Origin of the sequence: Paeniroseomonas aquatica, assembly GCF_030409335.1 — a bacterium.
GTDB lineage: Bacteria > Pseudomonadota > Alphaproteobacteria > Acetobacterales > Acetobacteraceae > Belnapia > Belnapia aquatica.
Genome location: NZ_JAUFPN010000006.1, coordinates 1 through 18830 on the forward strand (window position 1 = coordinate 1; position 18830 = coordinate 18830).

The 18830-nt window shown below is 70.9% G+C and carries 21 protein-coding genes; 8 read left to right on the top strand and 13 right to left on the bottom strand.

The annotated features are described in order from the left end of the window. The 7 genes from QWZ14_RS00565 to QWZ14_RS00595 form a co-directional block, all read left to right on the top strand. On the top strand, positions 1-360 hold a 360-nt coding region (locus tag QWZ14_RS00565; protein WP_290314598.1), incomplete at its 5' end, for a thioredoxin family protein. A gap of 91 nt (positions 361-451) precedes the next feature. Then, entirely contained in the window at positions 452-1375 is a 924-nt protein-coding gene (locus QWZ14_RS00570; RefSeq protein ID WP_290314599.1) for a lysophospholipid acyltransferase family protein, read from the top strand. Between the two features lie 221 nt (positions 1376-1596). Next, a complete protein-coding gene (gene miaB / locus QWZ14_RS00575; protein WP_290314600.1) occupies positions 1597-3018 on the top strand; it encodes a tRNA (N6-isopentenyl adenosine(37)-C2)-methylthiotransferase MiaB in 1422 nt (473 codons plus the stop codon). Further along, positions 3015-4175, top strand: a complete 1161-nt coding sequence (locus QWZ14_RS00580) for a PhoH family protein (RefSeq protein WP_408903430.1) — start codon at positions 3015-3017, stop codon at positions 4173-4175. The genes miaB and QWZ14_RS00580 overlap by 4 nt, the downstream gene beginning before the upstream one ends. A gap of 58 nt (positions 4176-4233) precedes the next feature. After that, the gene (gene ybeY, locus QWZ14_RS00585; RefSeq protein ID WP_290314601.1) at positions 4234-4722 is read left to right on the top strand and encodes an rRNA maturation RNase YbeY; all 489 of its coding nucleotides are present in this window, start codon (positions 4234-4236) and stop codon (positions 4720-4722) included. Beyond that, complete coding sequence (locus QWZ14_RS00590) at positions 4719-5720, top strand: hemolysin family protein (RefSeq protein ID WP_290314602.1); 1002 nt, start codon at positions 4719-4721, stop codon at positions 5718-5720. The genes ybeY and QWZ14_RS00590 overlap by 4 nt, the downstream gene beginning before the upstream one ends. 43 nt (positions 5721-5763) lie before the next feature. Continuing rightward, positions 5764-6183 (top strand): hypothetical protein, encoded by a 420-nt coding sequence (locus QWZ14_RS00595; protein WP_290314603.1) that lies wholly within the window; start codon positions 5764-5766, stop codon positions 6181-6183. Positions 6184-6231: 48 nt separating this feature from the next. Here QWZ14_RS00595 and QWZ14_RS00600 read toward each other — a convergent pair whose 3' ends face one another. From QWZ14_RS00600 to QWZ14_RS00625, 6 genes are all read right to left on the bottom strand, one after another. Beyond that, complete coding sequence (locus QWZ14_RS00600) at positions 6232-7248, bottom strand: ribonucleotide-diphosphate reductase subunit beta (protein WP_290314604.1); 1017 nt, start codon at positions 7246-7248, stop codon at positions 6232-6234. Positions 7249-7286: 38 nt separating this feature from the next. Further along, entirely contained in the window at positions 7287-9191 is a 1905-nt protein-coding gene (locus QWZ14_RS00605; protein ID WP_290314605.1) for a ribonucleoside-diphosphate reductase subunit alpha, read from the bottom strand. Positions 9192-9632: 441 nt separating this feature from the next. Beyond that, positions 9633-9935 carry a hypothetical protein gene (locus QWZ14_RS00610; protein ID WP_290314606.1) on the bottom strand — a complete coding sequence of 101 codons (303 nt, stop codon included), beginning with the start codon at positions 9933-9935 and terminating at the stop codon, positions 9633-9635. 83 nt (positions 9936-10018) lie between these two features. After that, a complete protein-coding gene (locus QWZ14_RS00615) occupies positions 10019-11305 on the bottom strand; it encodes an ArgE/DapE family deacylase (RefSeq protein WP_290314607.1) in 1287 nt (428 codons plus the stop codon). A 61-nt stretch (positions 11306-11366) separates the two neighbouring features. After that, positions 11367-12932, bottom strand: a complete 1566-nt coding sequence (locus QWZ14_RS00620; RefSeq protein ID WP_290314608.1) for an ABC transporter substrate-binding protein — start codon at positions 12930-12932, stop codon at positions 11367-11369. 90 nt (positions 12933-13022) lie between these two features. After that, positions 13023-14051, bottom strand: a complete 1029-nt coding sequence (locus QWZ14_RS00625) for an amino acid ABC transporter substrate-binding protein (RefSeq protein ID WP_290314609.1) — start codon at positions 14049-14051, stop codon at positions 13023-13025. Positions 14052-14423: 372 nt separating this feature from the next. Between QWZ14_RS00625 and QWZ14_RS00630 the strand changes: the two genes are divergently transcribed. After that, on the top strand, positions 14424-15167 hold the full coding sequence (locus QWZ14_RS00630) for a family 16 glycosylhydrolase (protein WP_290314610.1): 744 nt from the start codon (positions 14424-14426) through the stop codon (positions 15165-15167). A 16-nt stretch (positions 15168-15183) separates the two neighbouring features. Here QWZ14_RS00630 and QWZ14_RS00635 read toward each other — a convergent pair whose 3' ends face one another. The 7 genes from QWZ14_RS00635 to QWZ14_RS00665 all read right to left on the bottom strand — a co-directional run bounded on the left by QWZ14_RS00635 (position 15184) and on the right by QWZ14_RS00665 (position 18801). After that, positions 15184-15534, bottom strand: coding sequence for an ArsC family reductase (locus QWZ14_RS00635; protein WP_290314611.1), 351 nt, complete (start codon positions 15532-15534; stop codon positions 15184-15186). A 161-nt stretch (positions 15535-15695) separates the two neighbouring features. Beyond that, positions 15696-16316: an SCO family protein gene (locus QWZ14_RS00640; RefSeq protein WP_290314612.1), complete on the bottom strand. Its 621-nt coding sequence runs from the start codon at positions 16314-16316 to the stop codon at positions 15696-15698. 8 nt (positions 16317-16324) lie between these two features. Then, on the bottom strand, positions 16325-16822 hold the full coding sequence (locus tag QWZ14_RS00645) for a copper chaperone PCu(A)C (RefSeq protein ID WP_290314613.1): 498 nt from the start codon (positions 16820-16822) through the stop codon (positions 16325-16327). A 54-nt stretch (positions 16823-16876) separates the two neighbouring features. Next, positions 16877-17269, bottom strand: a complete 393-nt coding sequence (locus QWZ14_RS00650; protein WP_290314614.1) for a hypothetical protein — start codon at positions 17267-17269, stop codon at positions 16877-16879. Continuing rightward, positions 17266-17592 (bottom strand): YnfA family protein, encoded by a 327-nt coding sequence (locus tag QWZ14_RS00655; RefSeq protein WP_290314615.1) that lies wholly within the window; start codon positions 17590-17592, stop codon positions 17266-17268. The genes QWZ14_RS00650 and QWZ14_RS00655 overlap by 4 nt, the downstream gene beginning before the upstream one ends. Beyond that, the gene (locus tag QWZ14_RS00660) at positions 17589-18086 is read right to left on the bottom strand and encodes a M23 family metallopeptidase (protein ID WP_290314616.1); all 498 of its coding nucleotides are present in this window, start codon (positions 18084-18086) and stop codon (positions 17589-17591) included. Before QWZ14_RS00660 ends, QWZ14_RS00655 begins: the two co-directional genes overlap by 4 nt. Before the next feature lie 46 nt (positions 18087-18132). Further along, complete coding sequence (locus QWZ14_RS00665; RefSeq protein WP_290314617.1) at positions 18133-18801, bottom strand: thioredoxin domain-containing protein; 669 nt, start codon at positions 18799-18801, stop codon at positions 18133-18135. Positions 18802-18830 lie beyond the last annotated feature (29 nt).

Here is an 18830-nt window from a genome sequence, read left to right on the forward strand (position 1 = left end):
TTCGCCGCCCTGGCCGCCGAGGCCGAGGCCTGGTTCGCCGCGGGCGTCGCCGCGCTGCATGCCGAGGCCCGCCCGGTCTTCGTCAACCTCACCGCCGCCTGGTGCATCACCTGCAAGGTCAACGAGCAGCTGGTGCTGCGGACCGACCCGGTGCAGGCCGCCTTCGCCGGGCGCAACCTCGCCTACCTCAAGGGCGACTGGACGCAGGGGGATGCCGGCATCGGCGCCCTGCTGCGCGAGCACGGCCGGGAGGGGGTGCCGCTGTACCTGGTCTATCCCGCCGGCGGCGGCGCCCCGGCGGTGCTGCCGCAGGTGCTGACCGAAGGGATCGTGCTGCGCGCCGTGGCCGCCGCGGGCTGAGCCGGCGCGCCCGTTCCTTGCCGGACCATCACCATCTCGTCTCGCAGCCGACATTGCAGCGTCACGGAACGGAGGCTATCCGCTTACCCGCATGGAAGCAGTCGCACGCGCCCCGATCGACGCCCTCCGTCCCCGCCGGCTGCGACGGCGCAAGCCGCTGCGCTTCAAGCACGGCCTGCCCGGCGGCCGGCTCTTCGATGTCTTCGAGGACCGCCCGCTGGGCGGCCGCTTCCGGGCCATCCGCCGGATCGTGACGGTGCTGGCCTGGACGCTGCTGGCCATTCCCATCCAGGCGCTGCTGCTGCTGCTGCCGGGCCGGCCGAAGGTCGTCTTCGCCCGGGTCTACCATGCGGTGCTCTGCTGGCTGATCGGGCTGCGGGTGCAGGTCGTCGGCCAGCCGGCGGCCGGGCCGACGCTGTTCGTCTCGAACCATTCCTCCTGGCTCGACGTGCTGGTGCTGGGCGGGGTGATCGAGGCCTGCTTCGTCGCCAAGGCGGAGGTCGGCACCTGGCCGCTGGTCCGCACCGTCGCCCGGCTGGGCCGCACCGTTTTCGTCAGCCGCAGCCGCGGCCGCACCGGCTCCGAGGCCGGCGACATCAAGGCCCGGCTCGCCGCCGGCGACAGCCTGATCCTGTTCCCCGAGGGCACCAGCAACGACGGCGCCCGCACCCTGCCCTTCCGCAGTTCCTTCCTGGCCACCGCCGGCTCGGCCCGGCAGGTGCAGCCGGTCTCGCTGGTCTATGACCGGCTGGGCGGCCTGCCGGCCTGCCGGCGCGACCGGCCGCTGTTCGCCTGGTACGGCGACATGGAGATCGGCAGCCATTTCTGGCGCCTGGTCCGGCGCAGCGGCGCCCGGGCCACGGTGGTGCTGCACCAGCCCTTCGCCCCGGCGGAGATGCCCGACCGCAAGGCGATGGCCCTGGCCACCTGGGCCACGGTCTCGGCCGGGGCGGACCGGCTGCGGCAGAACCGCCAGGCCGCCCCCTTGGCGACCCTGCTGACGCCGCAGGCATGATGCCGCTGCCGGGCCGCTCCGCGGCTGGTGACGAAAGCGTCGCTTGACCGGCGCGGCCCCGCCGGTCGAGGCTGCTCGCGCCATGCGAATCCATCACGCTCCCGGGGTGGTCCCGGGCCCCTTCGCCGCTTGACCGCGGCCTGCCGCCTGCGCATCTGCGCAAGCATGAGCGGCGCCCCATATGGGGCCTTGGCGCCGCGGCGGGGGAGTGGATGCTCGGCATGACCGGTTCGACAGGAGAGGCCGCCCGCAAGCGGCTGTTCATCCGCACCTGGGGCTGCCAGATGAACGTCTACGACAGCGCCCGCATGGCGGATGTCCTGGCGCCGCTCGGCTATGCCCCGGCCGAGACCGCCGAGGCCGCCGACATGGTCATCCTCAATACCTGCCACATCCGGGAGAAGGCGGCCGACAAGCTCTTCTCCGAGCTCGGCCGGCTGCGCGTGGCCAAGCAGGCGCGCGAGGCGGCCGGCGGCGGCCTGGTGCTGGCGGTCGCCGGCTGCGTCGCCCAGGCCGAGGGCGCCGAGATCGCCGCCCGCGCCCCCTGGGTGGACATCATCCTCGGCCCGCAGACCTACCACCGCCTGCCGGAGATGGTGGCCCGCGCCAGCCGTGCCGCCGGGGCGGTGATCGAGACCGACTTCCCCGTCGAGCAGAAATTCGACCACCTGCCGGAGCAGGCGGCAAGCCAGGGCGTGACCGCCTTCCTCACGGTGCAGGAGGGCTGCGACAAATTCTGCTCCTTCTGCGTGGTGCCCTATACCCGCGGCGCCGAATACTCCCGCCCCGCCGCCGCGGTGCTGGCCGAGGCGCGGCGGCTGGTCGCCGCCGGGGCGCGGGAGGTGACGCTGCTCGGGCAGAACGTGAATGCCTGGCATGGCGCCTCGCCCGGCGGCGGCAGCTGGGGCCTCGGCCGGCTGCTGCGCGAGATGGCCGAGATCCCCGGCCTGCTGCGGCTGCGCTACACCACCAGCCACCCGCGCGACATGGACGCCGACCTCATCGCCGCCCACCGCGACCTGCCATCGGTGATGCCCTACCTGCACCTGCCGGTGCAGTCGGGCTCGGACCGGGTGCTGGCGGCGATGAACCGCGGCCATACCGCGGACGACTTCCGCCGCGTGGTGGACCGGCTGCGGGAGGCGCAGCCCGGGCTCGCCCTGTCCTCCGACTTCATCGTCGGCCATCCCGGCGAGACCGAGGCCGATTTCGCCGCCACCATGGCGCTGATCGACCAGGTGGGCTTCGCCATGGCCTACAGCTTCAAGTATTCCGCCCGCCCCGGCACCCCGGCCGCCGGCGCGCCGGGCCAGGTGGCGGAGGCGGTGAAGGACGCCCGGCTGCAGGCGCTGCAGGCCCTGCTGCGCGACCAGCAGGACGCCTTCAACCGGTCCCGCGTCGGGCTGACCTTCCCGGTGCTCTTCACCGGGCCGGGCCGGCATCCCGGCCAGATCATGGGCCGCTCCCCCTGGCTGCAGCCGGTGCACCTGCTGGGCGACCGGTCGCTGATCGGCCGGGTGGCCCCGGCCCGGGTGCTGGCGGCGCATGCCAATTCCCTCTCCGGCACGCTGGCCGCCGGCGAGGACGACCACCCCGGCCCGCCAAGAGCAAGCCTTCGTGCAGAGGAGCCAGCGCCCGCTTGAACAACGCCCCCATCGTTCTCCGCGCCGGGGATGCCCGAGCCGCCACGCGGCCGGCCTCCCCTTCCCCAACCTCGCCGGACCAGCGCACCGTCACGCTGCAGTTCGACGACAACGCCCTGCTCCCCCTGCTGTACGGGGAACACGACCGCCACCTGGCGCGCATCGAGCAGCGTCTGGGGATAAGGCTCGGCTCGCGGGGCAACCGGCTGACCATCGGCGGCACGCCCGAACGGACCGAGGTGGCCGAGGTGGTGCTGCGCGGCCTGTGGCGGCGGCTGGAAAAGGGCCAACCCGTTGGCACCGCGGATGTGGAGGCAGCCCTGCGCATGGCCGAAGGCGGCACCGAGAACGACCCCCGCCTGCCGTTGCAGGACCGGCCGGAGATCCGCACCCGCAAGGCGGCGATCGCCCCCCGCAGCCCGGCCCAGGCCGCCTACATCGACCTGCTGTCGCGGCACGAGATGGTCTTCGGCGTCGGCCCCGCCGGCACCGGCAAGACCTACCTGGCGGTGGCGCAGGGCGTCGCCCTGCTGCAGGCCGGGCGGGTGGACCGCATCGTGCTGTCGCGCCCGGCGGTCGAGGCCGGGGAGCGCCTGGGCTTCCTGCCCGGCGACCTGAAGGAGAAGGTGGACCCCTATCTTCGCCCGCTGTATGACGCGCTGCACGACATGCTGCCAGCCGAACAAGTTGCCCGCCGGATCACTTCGGGCGAGATCGAGATCGCGCCGCTGGCCTTCATGCGCGGCCGCACGCTCGCGCATTGCTACGCGATCCTGGACGAGGCGCAGAACACGACGCCGGCACAGATCAAGATGTTCTTGACCCGCATGGGCGAAGGGACCCGGATGGTGATCACCGGCGACCCGACCCAGGTCGATCTGCCGAACGGCCAGAAGAGCGGCCTGTCCGAGGCTTTACGCATCCTTGAGGGGGTGCAGGGTATCGGCGTGGCCGCCTTCGACGAGGGCGACGTGGTGCGGCACCCGCTGGTGGCGCGGATCGTCGCGGCCTACGGCCGCGCCGACGGCAATGCGGCCCATGGCCGCGCCGACGCGAACGCGGCCAATGGCGGCGCAGGGATTGGGCGGGCCGAAGGGCAGGCTGCGGAGCAGCCGGTCCGGGGGCCGAAGAAGGAACGCGATGGAACCGGAAAGTAGTCGTCCCGAGGCGCTGGATACGGAGGACCCCCTCCATCCGGCGCCCGGGAATTGGGGTATGGACGGGACCGCCACGGAGGGCGTGACGGTCGATGTCATCTTCGCCGACCCGGCCTGGCGGCGGCTGCTGCCGCGGGCCGAGGCCCTGGCCCGGCGCGCCGCGACGGCGGCCCTGCACGAGAGCGGCGCCGGCGGCGTCATCACCGTGCTGCTGGCCGACGACCGCGCCCTGCGGCGGCTGAATGCCGAGCACCGCGGCAAGGACAAGCCGACCAACGTGCTGAGCTTCCCCGCCGGGATGCCGGGGCAGCTCGGCGACATCGCCCTGGCGCTCGGCGTGGTACGGCGGGAGGCGCTGGCCGCCGGCCGCCGCCCGGCGGCGCATTTCGCCCATCTGGTCGCGCATGGCACGCTGCACCTGCTGGGCCACGACCACATCGCGGCCGGCGAGGCCCGCCGCATGGAACAGGCCGAGGCCCGCGCCATGCACCGGATGCGGCTGCCCAACCCCTGGCGCAACGCCGCCACGCGGAGTGACGCGGCATGAGCGCCGCCAACGGCAACGGCCGCGACGGGCTGATGTGGCGGCTCCAGGGCCTGCTGCGCAAGCGGGAGGCCGAGAGCGTCCGCGACCGCATGGAGGAGCTGATCGAGGAGCCGCACCTGCCGCAGGGCGCCGCCCTGCCCGGCCAGCGCGGCGCCGACCTCGATGCCCAGGAACGCGCCCTGCTCGGCAACGTGCTGAAGCTGCGCGACAAGACCGCTGGCGACGTCATGCTGCCGCGCGCCGACATCATGGCGATGCCCGAGGACTACAGCCTGGAGCAGGCGATCCGGCTGATCCAGCGGGATGGCCACAGCCGCTACCCGGTCTTCCGCAAGCAGCTCGACGACGTCGTCGGCATGGTCCACATCAAGGACGTCTTCGCCAGCGTCGGCAACGACGCGAATTTCGACATGAAAGCGATCCTGCGCAAGCCGCTGTTCGTGGTGCCCTCGGTGCCGGTGCTCGACCTGCTGCTGCAGATGCGCCAGGCGCGCATCCACATGGCGCTGGTGGTCGACGAATACGGCGGGATCGACGGGCTGGTGACGATCGAGGATCTGGTCGAGACCATCACCGGCGACATCTCCGACGAGCACGACGAGCCCGGCCCGCCGCAGATGGTTGAGCGGCCGGACGGCACGATCGAGCTCGATGCCCGCACCCCGGTCGAGATCTTCGAGGCCAAGCTGGGCCCGGTTCTGACCGAGGAGGAGCGCGCCTCGGACATCGACACCATGGGCGGGCTGGTCTTCACCCTTGCCGGCCGCGTCCCGGCCAAGGGGGAGCTGGTCTCGCATTCCTCCGGCCTCGAATTCCGGGTATTGGAGGCGGATCCGCGGCGGGTGCGCCGGCTGCGGGTGCGGCGGCCGGGCTCGGGGCCCCAGGCCATCCCGGCGGCGATCGCAGCGCCCGCGGTGCCTGGCCCCCCGGGACCGGGCCAGGGACCAAGCCAGGGACCGAGCCAGGGACCACCGGGCCAGCAGCAGGCGGCGGAGTAGCGATCCAACCCCAGACGTAGCGGAAGCCCCAGGGAATCGGCCGATGGCATTCAAGGGCAAGCCTCCGGGCACCGGGTCGGGCGACATGTCCCGCATCACCCAGGCCTTGCGACCCAGCATCGCGCTGAGCGAGCAGGAATCGCGCAAGGCCCGCACCCTGCGCCGGCAGGGGGAATCGCCGCAGGCCATCGCGGGGAAGCTCGGGGTGGCGCTGGAGGAGATCGAGAAGGCGCTGGTGCAGATGCGCAACCCGCGTCCCGAGACGACGCGCGGGACCCTGAACGTGACGCTTGCGGCGCATCGCTTCGTGCAGGCGGAACGCCTGGGCGAGGAGCCGATGTGGCAGACCATGGACCGGCTGGTCGATGAGCTGATCCGCCGCCGGGCGGATGCCGCCCGGCGGGCCAGCAAGGGCCGCGGCGGCGATCCGAACGCGGAGTGGCTGCCCGGCCTCGACAGCTAAGGCCGGGGCCGCCGTCCCCCGGTCAGGGACGGCGCGGCCGGCCTTGCCTCAGCTCGCCCAGGCGTCTTCCCAGCTGCCGGAGGTGCTGGCCTTCGAGTACTCGGTCGAGCGGTTCTCGAAGAAATTGGTGTGCTCCACCGCGTTCAGCATCTCGTCGAGCCAGGGCAGCGGGTTCTTCTCGATGTGGTACAGCGGCAGCATGCCGAGCTGCTGCAGCCGGCGGTCGGCGATGAAGCGGATGTACTGCTTGGTCTGCGCCGCATCGATGCCCTCGACCCCGCCCAGCTCGAAGGCCAGGTCGATGAAGGCGTCCTCGTGCTCCACGATGGTGGCGCAGACCAGGGTGATGTCGCGGCGCAGCTCCTCGGTCCAGATCTCCGGGTTCTCCTGCACGAAGGTGCGGAACAGCCGGATGATGGAGAGGCAATGCAGCGTCTCGTCCCGCACGCTCCACGCGACGATCTGGCCCATCCCCTTCATCTTGTTGAAGCGGGGGAAGTTCATCAGGATGGCGAAGGAGGCGAAGAGCTGCAGCCCCTCGGTGAAGGCGCCGAAGGCGGCGAGCGTCTTGGCGATCTCGGTCTTCGACTCGACCGAGAAGCTGTGCATGTAGTCGTACTTGTCCTTCATCTCCTTGTACTTGAGGAAGGCGCTGTACTCGAGCTCGGGCATGCCCACCGTGTCGAGCAGGTGGGAATAGGCGGCGATGTGGATGGTCTCGGTGTTGGAGAAGGCCGACATCATCATCAGCACTTCGGTCGGCTTGAACACCTGGCTGTACACTTTCATGTAGCAGTTGTTCACCTCGACATCCGCCTGGGTGAAGAAGCGGAAGATCTGCGTCAGCAGGTTCCGCTCGGCCTCCGACAGGTTCTTCTGCCAGTCCTTCACGTCGTCGGCGAGCGGCACCTCCTCCGGCAGCCAGTGGACGCGCTGCTGGGTCAGCCAGGCGTCGTAGGCCCAGGGGTAGCGGAAGGGCTTGTAGACCGGATTGGCGGTGAGGAGGTCGAAGCGGACCGGGGTCTCGCTGGGGGGGAGGGCGCCGTCGGCCATGCTAACCGCCATTCAATGCAAAGGTGTGTGATGAGGGAAGCCGGTCCGCCCTACTGGCAGGCCAGGCATTCCTCGTAGTCCGTCGTGTTGGTCTGGGCCCCGCGCGCCAGCATCGGCATCGCCGCATCCGCCGCGGTCGCCACGTGCACCGCCATGATGTCGTCCTGGCCGACCACCTTTTCGCTGATGGTGTCGGCCCGCTGGATCGACAGGCTGCGGCAGTAGTAGAGCGACTTCACGCCGCGCTTCCAGGCCATGACGTGGATCTGGTGCAGGTCGCGCTTGTGGATGTTGGCCGGCAGGAAGAGGTTCACCGACTGGCTCTGGCAGATGAAGGGCGCGCGGTCGGCCGCGTGCTCGATCACCCAGCGCTGGTCCAGCTCGAAGGCGGTCTTGAAGGTCGCCTTCTGCTGGTCGTCGAGGAAGTCGAGGTGCTGCACGCTGCCCTTGCGGACGGTGATGCTGGTCCAGGTCTCGTCGTCGTCGCGGCCGTGCTTGGCCAGCACCTTCTTCAGGTACGGGTTGCGCACGATGTAGCTGCCGGACAAGGTCTTGTGGTTGTAGACATTGGCCGCGATCGGCTCGATGCCGGCGCTGGCGCCGCCGCAGATGATGGAGATGGAGGCGGTCGGCGCCACCGCCATCTTGTTCGAGAAGCGCTCCATGAAGCCGTACTCGGCGGCATCCGGGCAGGGCCCGCGCTCCTCGGCCAGCGCGCGGCTGGCGAAATCCGCCTGCTCGCGGATGTGCTTGAACATCTTCTTGTTCCAGACCTTGGCGATCACGCTCTCGAAGGGGACGTTCAGCCCCTGCAGGAAGCTGTGGAAGCCCATCACGCCGAGGCCGACCGAGCGCTCGCGCATCGCCGAGTACTTCGCTTTGGACATGCTGTCCGGCGCGGTGTCGATGAATTCCTGCAGCACGTTGTCGAGGAAGCGCATCACGTCGGGGATGAAGCGCGGGTTGTCCTTCCACTCGAACCAGGTCTCGAGGTTCAGCGAGGACAGGCAGCAGACCGCGGTGCGGTCGCGGCCGTGCTGGTCGCGGCCCGTCGGCAGGGTGATCTCGGAGCAGAGGTTGGAGGTCTTCACCTCGAGCCCGGCCAGCTTGTGGTGGGCCGGCATCGCCTTGTTCACGTGGTCGGAATAGATCAGGTAGGGCTCGCCGGTCTCGATCCGCGCGGTAAGGATGCGGATCCAGAGGCCACGCGCCGAGACGGTGCGCATGATGGCGCCGTCCTTCGGGCTGCAGAGCGGCCATTCCTCGTCGTTCTCGACCGCCCGCATGAAGGCGTCCGAGATCAGCAGCCCGTGGTGCAGGTTCAGCGCCTTGCGGTTCGGGTCGCCGCCGGTCGGGCGGCGGATCTCGATGAACTCCTCGATCTCGGGGTGGCTCACCGGCAGGTAGCAGGCCGCCGAGCCGCGCCGCAGCGAGCCCTGGCTGATCGCCAGCGTCAGGCTGTCCATGACCCGGATGAAGGGCACCACGCCCGAGGTCTTGCCGTTGCGGCCGACCTTCTCGCCGATGCCGCGCAGGTTGCCCCAGTAGCTGCCGATGCCGCCGCCCTTGGCCGCCAGCCAGACATTCTCGTTCCAGAGCCCGACGATGCCGTCGAGGCTGTCGTCCGCCTCGTTCAGGAAGCAGGAGATCGGCAGGCCGCGGGTGGTGCCGCCGTTGGACAGCACCGGCGTCGCCGGCATGAACCAGAGCTTGCTGATGTAATCGTAGATGCGCTGGGCATGCGCGGCGTCGTCGCCGAAGGCCGAGGCGACGCGGGCGAAGAGGTCCTGGTAGCTCTCGCCGGGCAGCAGGTAGCGGTCGTCCAGGGTCGCCTTGCCGAAATCGGTCAGCAGCGCGTCGCGTGCGCGGTCGACCTGGACCTGGTGATGGCCTTCGAGTTGTACCGTATCGAACAAGGCCGCATCCCCTTCGATCCCCCGGACTGGTGCGTGCATCCTGGAGCGTCCTTACACAAGATATTGGCGTCTGGTTGCTATCCTAACACCACATCGGGTGTCCGGTTGCAAAAACTTGGGGCCGGCGACCGGCTGGGCGGGGTTTCGGTGTTCGTTGTACGTTCCATTAACGGGCCATAACCGGCCTGCGACCGTCAAGTCCCGGATACCCCCCGGCGGTTTCATCCCCATGATCCCCGCTATCCACAGGCCCCGGCCGCCGGCGTCACCAAACCGGTGCCAGGCCACCGCCCCGGCGGGGTCCCCAGCGGGAAAGCGAGCCTTCTCAGACGGATCGGAACGGCGGTTGCGATAAGCCGCAACCTTCCAGGCGCCGGGCGGACCATCCGTCGCCACCCCGGCGCGGCTGCGACTCGCCGCCGCGCCGGGGTGGCATCGAATCGCCTTCCGGTCCTGGAATCCCGGGATGCGGACCGATCTTCAGTTGGGGCTGGCCGCCGGCGGCCGCGGCCGCCGCTCGGCCGGCCGGCGCGGCGCGGCTGGACGCGGCGCGGCCGGGTCGGCCGCCGCCTCGCGCCCGCCGCCCCGGTTCACCCGGCGCCGCGCCTGCTCGTTCCAGGCCTTCACGTCGGCCCAGAAGTCGCCCGGCTCGGTCTGCAGGGTGGGCTGGCCCGGCGGCGGCGCCGCCCGGGTCGGGCCCTGGGCCGCCGCCGGGCCGGCCAGGCCGGCCAGCGCCAGCACCACCCCCATCAATCCCCTGCGCAGCCTGCTTGTCTCGACCATGGGGGCCTGTTTGTCAGGCCCGCGGGGCTGCCGGCAAGCGGAACCGCAAGGGCGGAAGGACCGGCCCACCCGCCGCCCCGGGGTCAGGAGACCGGCCGGGCGCCGCACCAGTCGGCGATGAAGGCGGCGATGGCGAGGGTGGTCTGCTTCAGGTGGTCGAGGCTGGTGCGCTCGTCGAAGGCATGCGCCCCCTCCCCCTTCGGGCCGTAGCAGAGGCCGGGGATGCCGAAATAGAGGCCATAGAAGCGGGTGTCGTTCACCGCGGTGGTGATGCGGGCCGGCATCTGCTCGCCGAAGACCTGGGCATGCGCCGCGGCCAGCACCGCCTCGGCCTCGGTCCCCGGCTCCAGCACGTAGCCGTCGGCGAGGAAGCCGTGCCACTCGACCAGCGGCGGGTTGTTGGCGAGGAAATTGTCGGACTTCGCCGCCTGGTCGACGCAGCGCTCGACGCCGCGCTGGATCTCCGCCACGTCGGCGCCCGGCAGCAGGCCGATGCGGCAATCCACCTCGCACCAGGCCGGGGTGCTGCTGGCCCAGTCGCCGCCGCGGATGATGCCGGGGTTGAACTTCAGCGGGGCCTCGATGCCGGCGTACCATTCATGGTGCTTCGCCGCCTCGTTCAGCGTCGCGGTATGCGCCTGCAGCGCCTGGATCAGGTGGTAGGCCGACATGATGGCATTGGAGCCGGATTGCGCGACGGCGACATGCACCGGGACGCCACGCACCTTGATGCGGAACCACAGCGTGCCGGTATGGGCGCGGGTGATGGTGCCGCCGGTCGGCTCGGGGATCAGCGCCGCCTCGGCGCGGTAGCCGCGGACCAGGGTGGAGAGGGCGCCGTTGCCGGTGCTCTCCTCCTCGGTCACGGTCTGGACATGGACGTCGGCGGCGGGCTCGAGCCCGGCGGCCTTCAGCGCATCCATGGCGAAGACCATGGCTGCGACGCCGGACTTCATGTCGTGCGCGCCGCGGCCGTACATCCAGCCGTCCCTGATGGTCGCGCTATAGGGCGGGTAGGTCCACATCTCCTCCGGCCCGGCCGGGACCACGTCGATATGGCCCTGCAGGATCAGGCTGCGGCCGGTGGGGTTGGCGGCGCGGTGGGTGGCGACGACCTGCACCGATGTCGCGGCGCTGACATCGACCATCGGGCTGGCCTTGGGGTGGGCCGCTAGCGGGACCTCGGCCAGGGTGTAGCGGTCGACGCCGTAGCCGCGCGCCGCCAGCTGGCGCGCCATCCAGTCCTGCAGCGGCGCCTCGTTGCCGCGGGTGCTGGGGAAGCGCACGAGGTCGGCGAGGAAGCCGACCTCCTTCTCGAAATTGGCATCCACCGCGGCGGCGAGGCGGGCGAGCAGGGCGGCATCGGGCATCGGGCGGTCCTTCGGCAATGGCCCGGGCATCCTGCGCCGCCCGCTCCCCGGCGGGTAGGTGCTATGGCACCGGCCGGGCGTAGAGCGCGCTGGTATGGTTCACCGGGCTTGGCTCATAGGTGAGCTTATCGCGCTTTCCTGCCCAGACATTGCGCAGGAAGATGATGGGCAGCAGCCCCTTGTCGTCGAGCAGCGCCTGCGCCGCCTGCTGGGTCAGGATCTCCCGCCGCTCCGGGTCCATGGTGGACATCGCCTCGGCGAGCGGCACGTCCATCGCCGGGTTGGAATAGCGCTGGCGGTTGAAGGGGCCGTGGCCGAGCTCCGGGTTGCGGGTCATCGCCACCTGCCGCATCGGGTTGATGGTGAGGTAGCTGCTGAAATAGGTCATGAACAACGAGAATTCGCGGTTGGTCGCCCGGGTGAAGAGCGTCGCCGGCGGCAGCGTCTCGACCGCGGTCTCGATCCCGGCGCGGGTGAAGGACTGCGCCAGCGCCTGCAGCAGGCTGTCGTCGCCGGGGAAGAAGCCGTTCGGGCCGTGGATGGTCAGGCGGAAGCCCTGCGGGTAGCCGGCCTCGGCCAGCAGGGCGCGGGCGCGGGCCGGGTCATGCGGCAGGGGCGGCAGGTTGGGCAGCCGGTGCTCGGCGACCGGCGCGGCGAACTGGTCGGCGGCGCGGGCCTGGCCGTGGTAGAGCCGCTCGGCGATGTTCTGGCGCGGGATGGCGAGCGACATCGCCTCCCGCACCCGGCGGTCGGCCAGCGGGTTGCGCGGCAGCGGCTTGCCCTGGCGGTCGAAGGCGAAGGGCGTCGTCTCCCGCATCGCATCGGGTGCGAGGTAGACGAAGGTGACGCTGTCCACCCCGAACAGCGCGAAGCGCGGGTCGCGCTCCAGCCGCGGCACGTCCTGCAGCGGCACGTAGTCGATCAGGTCCACCTCCCCCGAGAGCAGCGCCGCCATGCGCGAGCCGCCCTGGGGGATGTAGCGGAAGGTCACGCGGTCCCAGGGCTCGGCCGGGCCCCAGTAGTCGGGGTTGCGGGTCACCTCCAGCCGCTCGTTGTGGATGTAGCTGGCGTAGCGGTAGGGGCCGGTGCCGATGGCGAGCCTGCCGCTGGTGAAGTCCGAGGTGGCCGGGTTCTCCCCATGCACCCGGCGGGAGAGGATGGGCGGGCCGGTCAGGTCGATCGGCAGCAGCGGGTTGGGCTCCCGGGTGCGGAGGATGATGGTCCGCGGGTCCTTGATCTCGATGGCGCTGATGGTCCGCACCGCCGGGGTGAACAGCGCCGGGCTGTTCGGCACGGTGGGGACGCGGGCGAAGGTATAGGCGACGTCGTCGGCCTCGAAGGGCGTGCCGTCGTGGAAGCGGACGCCGGCGCGGAGCTTCACCTCCCAGGTCAGCGGATCGATCATCCGCAGGCTCTCGGCCAGCCGCGGCTGCCGTTGCGCCTTGGTGTCGAGCTCGAACAGCGGCTCGAAGATCTGCCGCAGCACCATGCTGTTGTTGGTGGTGTTGTGGAAATGCGGGTCGAGCGCGCTGGGCGGCGTCTGCGCCGCGATGACCAGGTTGCGCTGCGCCGCGGCGGGTGCGGCCAGGGCGGCCAGGACCACGGCCGCCAGGACGAATGGAAACATGGAGGATCTCCCGTCGGGCCGGTCTGCTGCCAGCCTCGGCGGGAAGCCTGGAATGCCGGGCTCGCCCGCGTCAAGCGGACTCCGGGGTGGTCAGCGGATCGGCGGCGCGTATTGCAGCCCGCCCTTGGTCCAGAGCGCGTTGATCCCGCGGGGGATGCCGAGCGGGGTGATGTTGCGCTCCCAGCTCTCGCCGAAATTGCCGACCTGGCGGATGATCCGCACCGCCCAGTCGTTGTCGAGGCCCATCGCCTTGCCGAATTCGCCGGAGCGGCCGAGCAGCCGCTGCACGTCCGGATTGGCGCTGGTCATGAAGCCGTCGATGTTCTGGCTGGTGATGCCGAGCTCCTCGGCCGAGACCTGGGCGAAATGCGCCCAGCGCACCACGTCGAACCAGCGCCAGTCGCCCTTGCGGACCAGGGCGCCGAGCGGCTCCTTCGAGATGATCTCGGGCAGCAGGATGAATTCCTCGCCGCCCGCGCCCTGGCTGGCGCGGAAGGAGGCGAGCGAGGAGGCGTCGTTGGTATAGGCGTCGCAGCGGCCGTTGACGAAGGCGAGGCGGATCTCCTCCGGCTGCTCGATCACGACAGGGGTGAAGCGCATCGACTGGGCACGGAAGTAGTCGGCGAGGTTCAGCTCCGTCGTGGTGCCGGGCTGCACGCAGACGGTCGCGCCGTCGAGCTGCCGGGCGGAGGTGACGCCGGAGGATTGCTTCACCATGAAGCCCTGGCCGTCGTAGAAATTGATGCTGGCGAAGGCGAGGCCGAGCTGCACCTCCCGCCCCAGGGTCCAGGTGGTGTTGCGGGCGAGCATGTCGACTTCGCCGGACTGCAGCGCGGTGAAGCGGACCTGCGTGGTGGTGGCGACGAAGCGCACCTTGGCCGCGTCGCCCAGCACCGCCGCGGCGACGGCGCGGCAGGAATCGACGTCGAGGCCGCGATAGACGCCGCGCGCATCCGGCAGGGCGAAGCCGATGGCATTGATGGAGACGCCGCAGACCAGATGGCCGCGGGCGCGGATGGCGGCGATGGTATCGGGCGCCGGCTGCGCCGAAGCGGGCGCGGGAAGAGCGGCTGACAAACCAATACATAGTGCCACGAGGCGATGAAGCAACTTTTGCATGATGGCGCAACCCCCCTGCTGCCGGCCCGGCGGATGGCCCGGAAACCCCAGCTTCGCCGTGCCGTTCGGCCGGGCGCAAGGGCATTCTGCACGGTTTTGCCGGGCGAACGGTCGGCCAATTCCCGAGGCTATGGACCGGGTTATTTATATCGATATTAGAACGTATATTTTCTTCAATGCTTGTATCGCGGGTCCGTGATCGACTAACCCAAGCGGCACCGGCGGATTTCGCCGGACCGGGCTGCCGGACCGCAGGCCGGGGATCGCATGTCGTGGAGTGCGGGGCGTGACGCCCCGGCTGCAGCCTGCGCCTGGCCGGGAGGCCGGCCGGCCGCGGACTCCACGGCACAGGGCGCATGGGGATCGCGGATCATGGCTGACTCATTCTACGAAAGCTTCGAGAACGGCATCGGGGCGCTCTCGCACACCTGGGGCGCCCGCAACATCGATACCAGCGTCTGGGGCCAGGTCACGGTCCGCGAGACCAGCGGCCTGATGGAGCGCCCCTACGGCCCGGAGGCCGGGCACGGCTACGGCACCTACAGCTTCACCGCGGCGCTGCACGGCAATGCCGAAGGCTCCGCCATCCTGCTCTGGCCGGGCGACGACAAGTGGCCGGGCACGGAATACGACGTGGTCGAGGTCATCAACGGCCAGCCCTACGGCACCGTGCACTACCGCGGCAGCGACGGCGGCGACGGCTACAACGTGGTGACCTTCGACGGCATCGACGAGACCCAGGTCCACAAGTACACGCTGGACTGGCAGCCGGGCCGGATCAGCTACTACGTCGACGATCGCTACATGGGCTCCATCACCGAAGGGGTGAAGGCCGACTACGCGCATGGCGGCATGAACGAAACCATCGGCCTCATGAACCGCACCAGCGAGGCCTCGATGACCGTCTACGACGTGTCCTTCACGCCGATGGGCGACCCCGCCCCGGCGCCGAGCCCGCCGGCGCCGGTGGTCGAGGTGGTGGTGGATGCCCCGGCCGATGCCGGCAGCGGCAACGGCGGCGGCGGCGGCGACTGGCTCAGCGCCTACAACGTGCTGTGGAACCAGTACAACGGCGGCGGCGACTGGGAAGCCGATTTCTGGGCCAGCTGGGTCTGAGCGGGGCTGCCCCTGCTCAGCGTCCGAAGCGGGCGGCGTAGGCTTCCGGCCGGAAGCCGGCCAGCAGGGCGCCGTCCACGTCCAGCACCGGGCGCCTGATCATCGAGGGCTGCGCCAGCATCAGGGCGATGGCCTTCGGCTCGTCGAGCCCTTCCCGCGCCGCCTCGGGCAGCCTGCGGAAGGTGGTGCCGGCGCGGTTCAGCAGGGCTTCCCAGCCGAGCTGCCCGGCCCAGCGGCGCAGCGTGGCCGCGTCGATGCCGCGCGTCCTGTAGTCATGGAACTCATGCGCCACGCCATGCGCCTCGAGCCAGGCGCGGGCCTTCTTCATGGTGTCGCAGGCCTTGATGCCGTGGATGGTGACGGTCATTCCCGCGAGCCTATTCCCACTCTATCGTCAACGTGATAATCAAGATACTGATTGATCAAGTTTTTTTGCTCAGAAAATCGCGAAATACCGTCAGGCATACCGTCAGTAGCAGCCGATAGGAACAGCGTAGGCGTCGCCCCGAGATCCCGCACCAAGGGTCCTCATCCCGGCTCCATCAGCATCCGCAGCTTCTCAAACGCCACCCGCTCATTCTCCTTGTGATCGATCGTGCCGGCAAATCGCCCGTCCGCATCGAGCAGGAACACACTCGCCGAATGGTCCATCGTGTATCCGCCGCCCTCCAGCGGAACGCGGCGGTAGAACACGCGGAAGCCGTTCGCCGCCGCGGCGATCTGCGCCTCGGTGCCGGTGAGCCCAACGATCCTCCGGTCGAACGCCTCCAGATAGGCGGCCATGGCCTGCGGGGTGTCGCGTTCCGAATCCACGCTGACGAAGACCCACTGAATGCGATCCGCGTCGGGCCCCAGCGCCTCGATGAAGCCCGTCATCTCGGTGAGCGTGGTCGGGCAGACATCGGGGCAGTAGGTGAAGCCGAAGAACACGGCCAACGGCCGGCCGCGGAAGTCGCGTTCGGTCACCGCACGGCCGCGGTGGTCGGTCAGGCTGAAGGGCCCGCCGATCGCCAGCGTCTGTGGCCCGGTCGCGCCGCGCGGCGGCGCTAGCGGGCCATCGGAGACCAGCCAACCGCCGGCGGTGGCGAGCAGCAGGAAGCCTAGGACGCCAACGGCGCCCCAGGCCACCCAACGGATGATGCGCAGCATCGGCGCGCTCAATGGCCTTGGTGCGGCGCGGTGCCGCGCCCACCCGGGGCATCGACGGCCAATTCGACCGTGATCCGCCCGGCATGCTCGAACACCAGCGTCACCGGCACGCGGGCGCCCTGTTCGAAACCGCCCTGCGGGCCGATCAGCATCAGGTGCAGACCGCCCGGCGCGAGCCGGACCTCCCCGCCCGGCGGCAGCGGGATGCCGCCGGCAATCGGGCGCATGCGCATGATGCCGTCGGTGACGGACATCTCGTGCATCTCGATGCGCGCGGCGCGCGGCGTCTCGGCGGAGACCAGGCGATCCGGCGCGGCGCCGGTGTTGCGGATGACCATGTAGCCGGCGGCGGTGGGCGCCGCGGCACCGACGGCGCGCGTCCAGGGATGGTCGATGGCCAGGTCCCCGGCACGGAAATCGTGCGCGGCGACCGGGGCGCCCAGGAAGGGCAGGGAGACGAAGGCGGCGCCGGTCATCAGGACCGCGCGCAGAAGGGTGCGACGCATGGGAGGTTTACTCCGACAAGGGATGGAACAGCCCCGCGCAAGGCGGGGCGGGCTTCAGCCGAGGGTCGGAGCGGCAGGCGGTGCGCGGGCCGGCGGCGGCGCCCGCGCCGGCGGCAGGGGAGATGCGCCGGCGACCGCGGCGCGGGGCGCGGCCAGCGCCGCCCAGGCCGGCATCGGCAGCACGACAGGGGTCGGCGGCGGCGCATCCGCCGCATCGGGCAGGCGGCACAGTGGGCAATGCGGCACGGCCGTGGCGTCGGGCGCCTGGCCGGGCGTCTCCGGCGCAGGCAGGCCGGACGGCAGGCACAGGGTCGCGCGCAGCATGGCGTCGAAGGCCGCCCGGTCGATCGCCGCGAAGGCCGGCAGCGGCGCCAGCAGCCGCGCCAGCATGCCCAGCAGCACCAGGGCTGAAACTGGGGCCCGCAAGGCGCGCCAGATGTCCCTCATGCCGGGCGCGGCCCCCAGACGATGATCGCGGCCCCGGCCAGCACGACCGCGCCGCCGGTCAGGTCCCAGCGATCAGGCGCAATGCCCTCGACCACGCGCAGCCAGACCAGGCTGGCCGCGACATAGCTGCCGCCATAGGCCGCAAAGGCGCGCCCGGCGGCGGCGACCTCGACCAGCGTCAACAGCCAGGCGAAGGCCACGAGGGCGGCGACGCCTGCGACTGCCCACACCGCTGAATGCCCAAGCCGCAGCCACGCCCAGAAGGCGAAGCAGCCGGCGATCTCCGCCAGCGCCGCCGCGGCGTAGATCGCGGCTGTCCTCATCGCCGGGCGGGCGCCTCGGCGACCTCGATGCGGGGGATGCAGGACTGCCGGGTCAGCCAGGGCCAGGGATTCTCCGCGCGACCGTCGCGGCGCAGCTCGACATGCAGGTTCGCCCCAGTGGTGCGGCCGCTGCGCCCCACCGCGCCCAGGTCCTGGCCCGCCGCGACCGGGCGCCCGGCCGCCACGCCGGGCGCAAATCGCGCGAGGTGGGCATACCGCGCGCGGGAGCCGTCGGCGTGCTCGATCTCGATCATCAGGCCGTAGTCGTAGTAGCGGCCGGCGAAGACCACCACGCCGTCGCTCGGTGCCACCACGGGCGTGCCGATCGGCGCGCGGATGTCCACGCCGGGATGCGGCCTGCCGTGGCGTGAGCCGAAGCCGGAGGACAATTCGCCTGCGACCGGCATGGTCGCTGGACAGGGGGCTGAGAGCGCGGCGGGCCCGGTGCTGACAACGAAGGCGAGACCAAGGATCAGGGAGGGACGATGGATCATGGCGCGGTCCGTGCCTTGCTCCGCTCCGGGCGGCAACCCCGTATCCTCAGCCACGGGGCGCCACGCCCGGCGGCAGCAGCGGGCGGACCAGCGCCGAGAACCGCTCGAAGCTCTGCACCCCGCGATGCACCTGGCCGTTGATCACGAAGGAGGGCGTCGCGGCGACGCCGAACTCGCGCTCGCCCTGCAGCCTCATGACCGCGATCGGGTCGGTGAAGCCGCGGTCGGTCATGCAGGCGTCGATCCGTGCCGCGGGTATGCCGGCGAGCGTGCCGGTACGGCGCAGCCAGGTGCGCGCATCCGGGCTGTGCGCCCAGCTCTCCTTGTTCGCGTAGAGCGTGGAGATCAGCGCCTCATAGCGCTCCGGCCCGCCGCAATGGATCATGGCCGCCGCCTCGAGCGCGACGCGGTCGAGCGGGAAGTCGCGCATCACGAAGCGCACCAGGCCCGGCTCGATGAAGGTCGTGCGGATGCGCGGAAAGATCGTGGTGTGGAAGTTCGCGCAATTGCCGCAGGTCAGGGAGTGGTACTCGATGACCGCAACCGGCGCGTCGGCGCGGCCGATGATGCGCTCGCCCGGCAAGGGGCGCGGCGTATCGGGGCCGGGTGCCGTCGGCTCGAAGGCCTGGGGTCCGGGCGCCTGCGCAAGCGCAGCCACGGCTGGGAAAGAGAGAACGGCGGCAAGCGCCGCGCGGCGAGGGATAGCGTGGGACATGGGCGGTTCCTCCGGCTCAGGGATCGTGG